8 protein-coding genes and 3 pseudogenes are annotated in these 11,364 nt (G+C 59.8%); 5 read left to right on the forward strand and 6 right to left on the reverse strand.

What is annotated here, in order from left to right; translation table 11 throughout:
• On the reverse strand, window positions 1–1,046 hold a 1,046-nt coding region (locus N181_RS02910), incomplete at its 3' end, for an ABC transporter permease (protein ID WP_037437553.1).
• 554 nt (window positions 1,047–1,600) lie between these two features.
• On the opposite strand from N181_RS02910, the pseudogene N181_RS34425 reads away from it, so the two are divergent.
• Together N181_RS34425 and N181_RS02915 are read left to right on the forward strand one after the other, a co-directional pair.
• A pseudogene (locus N181_RS34425) lies at window positions 1,601–1,675 on the forward strand (integrase core domain-containing protein); the annotation flags it as partial.
• A 421-nt stretch (window positions 1,676–2,096) separates the two neighbouring features.
• Window positions 2,097–2,384 carry a hypothetical protein gene (locus N181_RS02915; RefSeq protein ID WP_037437219.1) on the forward strand — a complete coding sequence of 96 codons (288 nt, stop codon included), beginning with the start codon at window positions 2,097–2,099 and terminating at the stop codon, window positions 2,382–2,384.
• A gap of 40 nt (window positions 2,385–2,424) precedes the next feature.
• On the opposite strand, the gene N181_RS35160 is transcribed toward N181_RS02915, so the two are convergent.
• The 3 genes from N181_RS35160 to N181_RS02930 all read right to left on the reverse strand — a co-directional run bounded on the left by N181_RS35160 (window position 2,425) and on the right by N181_RS02930 (window position 5,794).
• The gene (locus N181_RS35160; RefSeq protein WP_080580070.1) at window positions 2,425–2,667 is read right to left on the reverse strand and encodes a transposase; all 243 of its coding nucleotides are present in this window, start codon (window positions 2,665–2,667) and stop codon (window positions 2,425–2,427) included.
• A gap of 485 nt (window positions 2,668–3,152) precedes the next feature.
• Window positions 3,153–4,361, reverse strand: a complete 1,209-nt coding sequence (locus N181_RS02925; protein WP_234886005.1) for a polysaccharide pyruvyl transferase family protein — start codon at window positions 4,359–4,361, stop codon at window positions 3,153–3,155.
• Window positions 4,362–4,450: 89 nt separating this feature from the next.
• Window positions 4,451–5,794 carry a glycoside hydrolase family 140 protein gene (locus N181_RS02930; protein ID WP_080579331.1) on the reverse strand — a complete coding sequence of 448 codons (1,344 nt, stop codon included), beginning with the start codon at window positions 5,792–5,794 and terminating at the stop codon, window positions 4,451–4,453.
• 309 nt (window positions 5,795–6,103) lie between these two features.
• Between N181_RS02930 and N181_RS02935 the strand changes: the two genes are divergently transcribed.
• A complete protein-coding gene (locus N181_RS02935) occupies window positions 6,104–7,636 on the forward strand; it encodes a lipopolysaccharide biosynthesis protein (RefSeq protein WP_234886006.1) in 1,533 nt (510 codons plus the stop codon).
• Window positions 7,637–7,668: 32 nt separating this feature from the next.
• Here N181_RS02935 and N181_RS02940 read toward each other — a convergent pair whose 3' ends face one another.
• Window positions 7,669–8,655, reverse strand: coding sequence for a glycosyltransferase family 2 protein (locus tag N181_RS02940; protein WP_037436774.1), 987 nt, complete (start codon window positions 8,653–8,655; stop codon window positions 7,669–7,671).
• Window positions 8,656–8,682: 27 nt separating this feature from the next.
• Entirely contained in the window at window positions 8,683–9,714 is a 1,032-nt protein-coding gene (locus N181_RS02945) for a glycosyltransferase family 2 protein (RefSeq protein ID WP_037436772.1), read from the reverse strand.
• A gap of 924 nt (window positions 9,715–10,638) precedes the next feature.
• On the opposite strand from N181_RS02945, the pseudogene N181_RS32815 reads away from it, so the two are divergent.
• A pseudogene (locus tag N181_RS32815) lies at window positions 10,639–10,782 on the forward strand (IS110 family transposase); the annotation flags it as partial.
• Window positions 10,783–11,097: 315 nt separating this feature from the next.
• A pseudogene (locus N181_RS34220) lies at window positions 11,098–11,364 on the forward strand (hypothetical protein); the annotation flags it as partial.

Below are 11,364 nucleotides of genomic sequence, written 5' to 3' on the forward strand. Positions count from 1 at the left end.
TCGCCGAGCTTCAGCCCGGTCGCGTCCGGACGGTCGCGCTGATGCGGAACCGTGTCGAGGATCTCGTAGAGCATCCGGGCATTGACGGCGGCGCGCTCCAGCGACACCTGCAGCCGCGCCAGGCGCCGCGCCGGGTCATAGGCCATGAGCAGCGCCGTGACGAAGGCGAAGAACGCGCCCGGAGGGATATTGCTATAGATCGTTCGGAAGGCGGCATAGGCGAGCACGCTGGAGATCGCCAGCCCGGCAAAGGTTTCCGTCATCGGCGCGGTACGCTCGCTCAGCCGCGCGATGCGGTTCGCACGGTTTTCGGCCCGATCGATGATCGTCTCGACCTTGCGGCGCAGTTCGTTCTCCATCGTGAAGGCCTTGACGATGGTGATGCCCTGGATCGTCTCCTGCATCGCCCCGAGAACGCGGCTGTTGACCTCGACCGCCTCGCGGGTCGCCAGCCGCAGGCGCTGGGAAATGTAGCGCAGGCCAAGGAGCAGGGGCGGTGCGACGAAGAATACGATCAGCGAAAGCAGCCAGTCCTTGCTGAACATGACGCCGACCAGGCCGACTAAGGTCAGGAAATCCCGGGCGATCGAGGTCACCGTCATATTGAGCACGTCGCGGATGCCGCCGATGTTCTGGCTGATCTTGGCGGCGAGTTGCGCCGAACGATGTTCGTGGAAATAGCCGACGCTGAGCGCCATCAGGTGCGCGTAGAGGCGGCGATGATAGCGCGCCACGATGTTGTTGCCGATCTTCGAAAGCGCCACCGCCTGCCCGTAGGTCGCGAGACCGCGCAGCACGAAGGCGCCGAAGATGGCGGCGCAGATCACCAGCACGATGTCGGCCCGCCGATTGGCGAAGGCCTCGTTGATCACGGTCTCCATGATCCAGGCGGTGAAGCCCGTCGTTGCCGCCACGACGATGAGACAGGCGATGGCAAAGGCATAGCCGCGTATGTGGTCACGGCCGTTTTCGGCGATGACGCGTCGCAGGATTCCGGTGATCGTCTCGGAGTCGACTGCGCGCCGTTGTCTGTCCCTGGCGTTCAAAAAGCCCGTCTTCCCTGGCCTATGGTGGCTACCGACCAACGTGTCGGGCGCTCTATAGTGGTTTGAAGCCCCTTTTGCCAGTTATTTCGGTCATGACAAGTCGATCGGGGACGTGGCCGAGGATAGCTTCCGATCCATTGGCTTTTCCCAGTCTGTCTTGGAGGGCAGATGTCCAGAACGCTGACAAGCGTATTCGTTAGTGACGCGACTTTGTAGCTAAGCGCGCAGAGCCCTTACAATTGCGGCGGCGCGGGAAAGTGCGGCGTCAGCTGCACTTAATTCGATCGAAACGGAAAGCAGATCCCGGTCCACCATCCTGAGTATGGCGCGCATGACCTGATCAGAGTGGCGAGCAAGAAGCAGGAGATGCCACCCCTCGGGCCGCGGCTGCCAGCAAGCCAGTGCTTCGCGGTCCACTGGCGCCCGTCCATCTCGTGATCGTTTTAGCGGCGCGGGCGCTACCGCCGAGTTCCTCTCGTAAAGCCGAAATCGCCAAGACGTACATGTCGCGGCTTTTCGGTTGACCCGGAAATGCTTACGTTCGGATGTCCATAAGCTTCAATGGGCGGCTGCGAGACGAGCTACTGAATGAGACGCTCTTCTCGTCACTGCCCCATGCCCGATCAGCGCAAGTCGAGAGCAAGTCGCTCTGATGGAGATCGCGGCTGCTAATCTCGATCGCGAGCTCAAAACGATTGAGCAGGACTACGAGGCAGATCACCTCGCTCTTGTTCTAACTACGGATATGTTGCGCGATTGATTGGCAACGCGCGGGTCGTTGGTTATCTTACTCAGACGCTTCCGGAAATTTTGGCTGAATTTCAGAAGATCACTGAAGCGAGGAAAGTAGCCTAAATTTTTTTCTACGTGAACTGTGGCAGCTTGGCAACCCCCCCGTCTCTGCTGTGCGCGGCCACCCAATTTTCAAACCTGGGGAGGTAACGCCCTGCTTTTCCCGATTTTTTCCACTGCGCCTAAGATGAAGGTTGCCTTTCGGGCGAAGCCGCGCGAAACCTCAAGCCTGAACGTGAGACTGTCTGTGGAACCGCTATGACCGAACAAGAATTGAAGCTTGAAGCCAGATTGGCTGCTATCGAGTACATGATTGGCCACACCCTTAGCAGGTTGTATTTAATGTTAGGAACGCCAGAGCAACAGTTGGAGGCGATCGAAAGGCAGAGTGGAGAGGCACTTGTTTCAGCCCTTCGATCAAATGATCCAGCTACAGTTGATAGATTGTCCACCGAGATCAGAGAGAATATTGAACGTATCAGCTCATACGCGCGCGACTTGGTTGCGATTAAGAGATCAAAGGTGGTGCGCCCCGACAACAATTGAAGGTGTCGGCAACCACCCTAACGTCCGGACTCAATTAGACTCACCAAATGATTGTTGCGGCGAGCTCGACAGCCGCCATGAAGTTTCGCGCGAGCTTGTCATAGCGTGTTGCGATGCGCCGCCAATCCTTGAGCCTGCAGAACATGCGTTCCACCAGGTTTCGCCGTTTGTAGACGCTTCTGTCGAAGGATGGATGCGTGTGCGCGTGGGGTTGTTCGGAATAACCGGGACGGTTCCGCGCGCGGAGGAATTGGCGCAACCCGATAGGCGGTGTCGGCCGCACAGGACTGCGATGGCGGTAACGCCGTCAGCAAGGGGATTGCGACACGCACATCGCCCCGGCCTGGCGTCACGTCGAGCGCGATGGCTGGTCCGAGGCTGTCGCAGACCGCGTGGTTTTTCGTGCTTCTGCCCCCACGGGACCGCCCGATCTCCTGCGTCTCACGCCCCCCCTATTCCACCGGCCGCCGCGCGATGGGCCTTGGCGGTGTTCGAATCGATGGCGTGAAAGTCGTCGTCCGGGGAGATCGACCGCAGAGCCTCGAACAGATTGCGCCAGACCTTGCGCCGCGACCAACGGTTTCTAGGGCAAATTCCGCTGCCGCGCGCGCCCTGCTCATCTTCAGCATCCCCGGCAGGGAGAAGTTTGCCTTCTCGGTAGCCTGTCGGGGTCCCGTTCCCATCGGGGGCGCGAGGCTTTCTGTCGGCGGTTGGGATTCGGCTGTCATGGCTGCTCCAATAACCTGAAACGCACGAACTTTCTGGAGTTCAGATCAGCGTCAGCAGGTGGGCGTCCTGGCGGTCGAGGTCGTCTTCGAACTGTCGGACCCGGTCAATAATCCTCCGGCGGTAATCCTCGCGCGACAGCACAATCGTGGCGAACTGGAGGATCAGGCTTTCGACGTCAAACCGTTCCACATGCTGGCATAAGGCGCCCAACCCCATTTCTTCCATCAGCACGTCGTTCTTGCGGGCATATCCCAGGGAAATGGTTGGTCGACCGAGCTTCAGCGCGCAAACGACGTTATGGAAGCGCGTCGCAACCACAATGTCGACTGTGGAGATCTGGAGCATCAGGTCGTGCAGCGACAAGGAGGGTTCTGCGATCATTCTGGAGGACGGCAGGTCCGGCCTGGCACGGCCCACCTCTTCGACAAGAGCGTCGACGGCTGTCTTGTCGGTCAGTTCTCCGGTCAGGAGGCGGACGTCATGGCCGTTGTCGAGGAGATGGACGACGAATTTCGCCAGTTTCTTGATATAGGCGGCGAATATTGCCTCTCCGCCGCGCGCGAAACCATACCACCCGTAGTAGCTCATCACCCCGACGCCAACCGTCAAACGTTCTGCGCCTCCGGATCTTGGCGGCGGGTTTGCGGGCGCCTGCAGCTTGAATGCGACATCGGGAAAGATGAAATCCCGGCCTATATCCAAACCGACGCTCTCCATGAACTCCTTCGACTGGGTGTCGCGGTAGGATCGGTAGTGCGCCATGCGTGCGGCGGCCGTCATCAGCCACCGACTGAGGCGATGCCGGATAGGGCCTGCCCCGATGCTGACGAGCGCGATCCTGGCGCCCACCATCCGTGCGCCGAGACACCACCTGAAGATATCGAGCGGCATGCCGTAAGGGCGCTCGCCGAAGTCGTCGAGGATGCCTGTGCCGGGAACGATCACGAGATCAGCCTTGCGGATATGTCTGAGCGTTTGCGCAAGGTCGACCATCTTGCCTGGAATTTTCAGAAATAGCCGGTCGAGCTTGCGCGGCACGCCAGTCAAATATCGCGACCAGCTGATCGGCTGGGTAGTAATGCCAAATTTTCGCGTCACCTCGTCCGGATTGTCGCATATGCACACAAGTTCCGCATCCGGCCGACGATGCCTGAGGAACTCGATCATCGCTTCGAGCGACCCGTCATTGCCGAGATTCCCGCAACCAAAAAGCCCGAACAAAGCGATCTTGGCGCGCCTTCCGCGCATGGTGGGGGAAGCAAGTCCCGCCCGCCCCGGCTCCGGCGCTGGGTCGGCTTGGGGCCTTGGGAAGCGGCTTGCAATGCTGTCGCCGGCGGTCATTGGCTTTGGCCCATGACTTGCGAACGCAGCTCGAGGACCCAGTCGGTGAAACCGGCTTCGTTCGTCGGCGCCGGCCTCAACGTCTGCCGGCTCGGTTCGAATGGAGAACCCTCCGCGGGGCGAGATCTACCGCTGGATGGATCAATCCATCTTGCCTCGATTTCTGGCCCCGCAAGGCGGGACAGATCCAGCGTGACGCTTCGGCCGGTCGGCAGGTAGACCAGAGCAAACGAGCCGTCGCCTGCTCGCGCGGCGACCGCGCGCGCCTTTTCGCTTCCGCGCCCCTCGACCAGAAGCGTGTTCGCGACATCGGGTTCCAACAGCCACCATTTGAGCGACGACATCACCTTCAGAAGAAGGGTCATGCTTCGAGCGCCACGGCTGTCGAGGGCCTGTTGCCAGCTTATTGGCGCCGGATAGAGGCCCGGCCCGTCGAAATGCCAGATCGGATTGTTTCCGAAAATGTGTCCCATGGCGCCCGAAAGAGCAGCTTGGTAGGCCTGCATTCGGAGGCGATGTTCGCTCGCATCGTGCTCGTTCTCGTAGGCGCTCTCCATCAGGAAAAATGGCATAGCTTCTTTGCGGCCATACTCCGACAGCGCGGCGCTGTGCACCGGTCCGTAGGTATAGACATTGTTTATCGCCAGCCATGGCTCGCCACTCCAGTGTTCGAGAGCGGGACTGCCTGGCGAACCATGGGCTGTGTGGAGCGCGTCGGGATCGTTTTCCTTTATACCCTCGACCAGCGCACGGATCAGCTTTTTGTCCGGCGGATTGTAGTCGCCGCCCTGCACCCAGACGAGATTGTTGTAGGCTCCGTAGCGTCTTCCCAGGAAGCGGCCATAATCGCGCATGCTTTCGGCTCCGGCATCCTCCATCTCTTGATACCAGCCTTCCGGGCCACCTCCGTTACCGACATAGGATGGCGTAAGCAGCACCAGAAAACCAAGCTCGCACGCTTTTTCCAGAACCCAGTCGGCGTGCTCGAAATAGGCCTCGTTGGGCGTGGCGTAGTCGCCGTCACGCATGAACGGGCGCTCGCCATAGGCGTTGGCGGGCGCGCCCGTGGCAAAGCGATGTTCGATCAGATTGACCAGTATCGTGTTGAACCCGCGGGCCTTCCGGTCCCGCAAGTACCGTTCCGCATCTTCACGGATTAGCTGGACGACAAGCGACCAGGCGGTGTCTCCCTGCATGAAGAACGGGCGGCCCGAGGCGTCCTCAAGATGACGTTTCCCGGGCCGGACACTGAGCGGGAAAGAAGCGCCGTCATCATTCACCGATGCGGTTTCGCACGCTTGTCCGGCGAAGGTCCCGGCAACCAGCAGGCAAACCGCCAAGGCAAAGCGTTTCGGCGCGCGCTGGGCGCCCTGGCGCCTCGGCGGCCGGCCGGACCGCGTGGAAGCTCCTTCGACATCGTTTGCAAAGGCTGATCGATAAGGCACGGTTCGATCTCTTTCTGTGTTATCAGGGGACCTCGATGACCCACCTTCCTGGCTGGCGCAGGCGAAGCGCCTGTTCTTGCGTTCGTCATCAGGTTAGCCGTGCAGTACCTTGCGGCAATCCTGCCATAATGGGGATACGGCCGCTTTGCGTACCACTTTCGGGGCATTCCTAACCAAAATGTCCGACATGACGCGGCGACGGGATTGCCGGAGAAATGGTGGTCGGCGAAGTTTGCGGGAGGCAACGGCCGCAAGGCAATCTGGGACCCCGAACGCATGGCGGCTGTCAAACGCGCACTCCTTCTAAGTACTGGCGAACGATATTTCGCGCTGGTCAGCAATTTCGTGACGGTGGCTGTTGTTTCCAGAATTCTCACGCCGGCCGAGATTGGCGTTTCGGTAATTGGGATGGCCTTCGTCGGCATCGCTATGTCGGCTCGTGAATTTGCGAGCGCGAATTTCCTCATCCAGCGTCAGCACCTGACCCGTGCCGATGTGCGCGGCGCATTCACTGTCATGCTGCTTTTCACCTCAATCATCACCATCGCTCTGGCTTCTTCGGCCCCATTGCTGGCGGGCGCTTACGGCGACGAGCGGCTGACCCCGTATCTGCGGGTCATAGCAGCCGCCTTTTTTCTCGAACTGGTGGCCGCTCCGATCATCACGCTGCTGCGCCGCGACATGGCCTTCGGCAAGATCGCAGCCATCAATACCTCTGGCGCGGTTGCCGCGGCGGCCGTGACCATTTCGCTTGCGATGCTTGGCTTCAGTTATATGAGCTTTGCGTGGGCATGGGTTGCGAGCGCCGTTGTCACAGGTCTCCTGGCGGTTGGGCTCAGCCGTCAGTTCTGGATCTTCAGGCCTTCTTTGGTCGGCTGGCGCGGCATGGTCGCTTTCGGCGGCTACAATGGTGCGACAAGCCTTCTCTACAAGACATACGAAGCCCTGCCCTACCTCCTTCTTGGCAGAATCCTGTCCCTCGACGCCGCAGCGCTTTACAGCCGCGGTCTGATGATTTGCCAGCTCCCCGACAAGGTCATACTGGGCGGCGCAATATCGGTGATCCTGCCGGCCTTCTCGGCCGAAGCGCGACAGGGCAGAAGCTTGAAGCAGCCTTACCTCAACGCGCTTGGACTGATCACGGCTCTGCAATGGCCAGCGCTCCTGGTGCTTGCGGCTCTAGCCTATCCGATCGTCGACCTACTGCTGGGAGATCAATGGCATGGCGTCGTGCCCATTGTACAGATCGTCGCGATTGCCTCGCTGTTCTCCTTCAGCTTCGAACTGAACTATCCTGTGCTGGTTTCGATAGGCGCCGTGCATGACATCTTCCGACGCGCGCTAATCGTCTGTCCCGTTTCCGTCGTCATCATTACCGCCGCAGCTTTCTTCGGTCTTCGAGCGGTGGCGTTCAGCCTGCTCTTGGTGATTCCGTTCCAGGCTTTTGTTTCGCTGACATTTGTGCGCCGGCATATGGTGATTGGCTGGCTGGAAATCTGGAGCGCCGTGTGGCGCAGCGCCGTCGTGGCCGCCATCACTATTTCGGGCCCCCTGGCCGTCGTGATCTATATCGGATCGGGCTTCGAGATTTCCCTCGTCAAGGCTTTGAGCGCGGCCGCTCTCGCTGCGGCCGGATGGCTGCTCGGCTTATGGCTGACCGGTCATGCCCTTCTCACCGAATTCTGTGAGGGGTTGCCGATTTCCGGCGCAGCGGGTTGGTGGCGCCAGGGGTCCTAGAGTGATCGCCCCTGCGATTCCAGCAAATCGGTTCAACTCTTCGTCGACGGGTGGACGGTCTGATGCATTCCGCAGACGGTCTCGAGGAGGCTGCGATCCATCCGGAAGAGATAACGAAAAGGCGGGATCAGCGCCACGCGCGGATCGAGCCGAACGGCGAGCCTGAACAGCGCAATCGCACTTGCACGGCCGCGCGTGAGATCCTTGACCCCGCACCAATAGGCGCGCTCGGCGATGCTGCGCCTGCCCAGGCGCAACAGCCTGTCGGCGTCGGCCATGGCGTGTCCCTCGCGGCTGAAGAAGCTGTCGAGCGCCGCCACCCTTTCGACAAGGTCGCGGGTTCGCTCGGCGAGAAAATCGTGCGTTCTGTTTTGGCTGTGCATGCGTTTGACGCCGAGGACCGCGGGGGTATGGGCCACGCTGCCCAGCCGGGCCAGGCGCAGTAGCATTTCGAAATCGTCTGTGTGCGGGAGATCGGTGCGGTAATGGCCCGCAGCCTTATGCGCGGAGGTGCGCGCCAGCACCATGCCGGCGGCAATGTATGCTTCCGGGTTGCGGCAGCGCTCGACGATAAAATCCGTTCCGTCACGGACCCGCCATGGCGCGGGAGGGCTTACGTCGCTCTGCCCAGGAAACGGCTCTCCTTCGTGCCAGTGAACGTCGGCGCCGTAGGCGAAGCTGGTCTGCGGATGCTGTTCCATGACGGAAACCATTCGCGCCAGACTGCCAGGCGCCAGGAGATCGTCCGAGCACAAGACCATGAAGTAGTCGGCCTTTGCCCAGTCCACGCCTTCGTTGAAAGAGGCATGATGACCGAGATTGCGCGCGCGCAGGACGATCTCGATACGCTTGTGTCTGGCGGCGAGTTCACGCGCGACTTGGGGACTAGAGTCCGTGGAGGCATTGTCGATGATCAATATCCGTAGGTCATTTACCTGCTGACCAAGGACACTGTCGACGCAGTCGCGCAGGAAATGCCCGTGCTGGTAGCAGGGAATGACGATATCGACGCTTGCCATAGCAGTACTTTCGCTTTGCCCTGCCCGTTACCTCGCCGCAGAAATGTCGGGACCGCACGATCCTTCCTTGCCGGCGGCGATCCTCCTGCGGAAGGGCGGCATTTCGGACACGATCTCGGCGGCTCGTTCGAGTGGGTGATCCATCTTCAAAATCCACTGGAGGGGAGGCAGCAGGGCGGCGTTGGGTCGCCAGCGATGCGACAGCCGCAAAAGGTCGGCGCCGGTGCGGCCATGACCTCTGCAAATGTGCGAGATCGCCGACCAGTAGGCGTGTTCACCCAGGCCCCTCCTTGCCTTGGCCATCAAAAGCTCGGCACCGGGGATCGCCCTCCCCTCATTGGCAAAAAAGCTTTCGAATGCCGCCTCGCGTTCGGTGAAATCGCGCAACTGCTGGTAATCAACGGACATGCGCGAGGCATGATGCCTGCGGATCGCCTGGGGGATCCTGATGCTGGCCACGTCGCCAAGGGTCGCAAGGCGCAGCCACATTTCCAGATCGTCGGTATAGGGCAGCGACGCCCGATAGTATCCTGCCTGTTTTTGCGCCGACATCCTCCGAATGACCGTGTTTGCCCCGATATTGTTGACGGGTATCCGGCAAAGCCTCTGGATGAATTCCACCCCCCTGGTCACCTCAACTTGAGGTCCCTTCGGTCTTGCCACCAGCGAGCGCACAGCTCCGTTCGCCTCGAGCCGAGTTTCGATCCCGTGCGTGAAACTGATGCCGGGGCCACCGTCGAGGACCGCCGTCGCACGCGCCAGCGCGCCCGGCGCCAGCGCGTCATCGGCGTCGAGAATGAGAAAATACTCCGACGCACCCCAGTCTATTCCTTCATTGTAACTGAACGTGGCGCCCTTGTTGGTCGCGTGCGTCAGAACCTCGACCCTGCGGTCCTGGGCCGCGAGGTTTCTCGCAATCGCCACGCTGTCATCCTTGGACGCGTTGTCGATGACGAGCACCCGCAGGTCGACGCCCTTCTGCGTCAGGATGCTGGCGACGCAGTCGCCAAGGAAGCGTCCGTAATTGTAGCAGGGAACGACGACATCAACGCTAGCCATGGCAATGCCTCATGGAGGAAAGGCGCCACTGGTGGTGCAGCACCCGATGGGGGCTGATCTCCACGCTGCTGTCTCCCAGCCCGGCCAGGAGCAGCCTGAAATCACGCTTGATCTGCACAGTCGATCCCTCCCACTCAGCGTCGCGAAAATTCCGATCGGATTTGGCTGGCTGCTTCTGGAGAAAGCGTAATGTCGTGCGGTCCCGCCAAACAGGCTCCATTCGACGCTGCCACGGTAAGACCGATCCCTGCCAGGGCGGGCGGCTATCAGAGCCGCGCGGACCCTTTCGTGGCGCCACTAGAACGTTGACGTCTACAGCCTCGGATGCCTTAGCGTGCACTCCGAGAATAGGACCGGCAACCGCAGAAGTCCTTCGAACGGCAAGGGCTAAACGCTGGCCGGCTTGCAAAGACTTGTCTCCGTTTGGTCCGCGATCTTGCACGATTTGGACGCCACCCTGTCTAGAACATTCGGCTCGCTGCCGGTTGAGCGGTGAACCGTAGCATTTTCGTGAGGTTGTTGGTCTTCAGACGTTAGAGGTATATGTCTGCGCCTTCGCGTGAATCCGGATGAAGGCAAGGTTAGCGCTTTAGTAGTCAGTCCGCCGCAGGAACGACCGATGGCCAGATTTTGTGTCGCCTTTTTTCGGCCACTCAGTTCCATCGAGATTCCCCGATCTGGCCCCTGCCTCCAACATTCAGTAGATGATCGAACTTGTCTCCTCTTTCGAATGCGCGCTATGCGGTGCTTGGCAAAGCGCGGTGAGCTGGTTGCGCTTCCTGACGTCGCGACCGACGAAAAGTCTGCTAGGCTGATCCCTGGTTCATCCTCGCTAAGCTTGGGGCTCGGCTTCGACCACTCCGAAGCAATCCCCGATCTCAGCTTACGGCGAGGGTGAGCCGCCTTCATCCGAGAACATACGGTCTGAGCCGCTCGACCTGGCTGTTCACTTCGTTGTCGCCGGGCAACGGCGAGAAAATGTCGAAACCTGTGGTGGACAGCGGTTATGTTGCTGAGCTGCTGAATCGGTATGCGCAGATACAGGAGAAGGCGCGGCTTCGAACGGGTGCATCTGATACGACAAGCGGAAAGCTTGGGTTGAGCCGCACCGGGCAATAATGTCCCGATCATCGCTGATGAATTCGGGAGACGCAACCAGCCCGCCTCCCTGAATGAAGCCGGAGAACTCTAACCAAAAACGGTCCAGTTTGAAGGGTTCAGGTCACCTAAACGGTCACTGCAGTCGTCCTTTGATGAAAGTTCAGTGGCACGTCATCGCCCAAAAGACCTAGAGATCTACAGCCAAATCTCCATTTTCGTTCATTTTCTTCAGGGCCGACCTGAACTATCGTATTAGCCTTTCCAGTCGAAGACGAGTATGCCATGACTGCAGCAACTGTTCATGAGTATACCGACAGGCGCCAGCAAAAATCAATTGCTGTGAGCGATGAATTGGGCGCTAGGATCGAGCTGTCAAGAATAATCCTTATCGCGGCTATTGTATTTCACCACATACGGATACCGTCGGAGCTTACTTTGTATGCTTGGAATAATCTTGGCTATGTTCGAGGATATATTCAGATCGGATTACTGAAGACAGCAGCTAGTCACCTGGAACTGAAGTTCATTACATTGTACGCTTGGCCTCTT

The sequence above is a fragment of the Sinorhizobium fredii USDA 205 genome, from assembly GCF_001461695.1.
GTDB lineage: Bacteria > Pseudomonadota > Alphaproteobacteria > Rhizobiales > Rhizobiaceae > Sinorhizobium > Sinorhizobium fredii.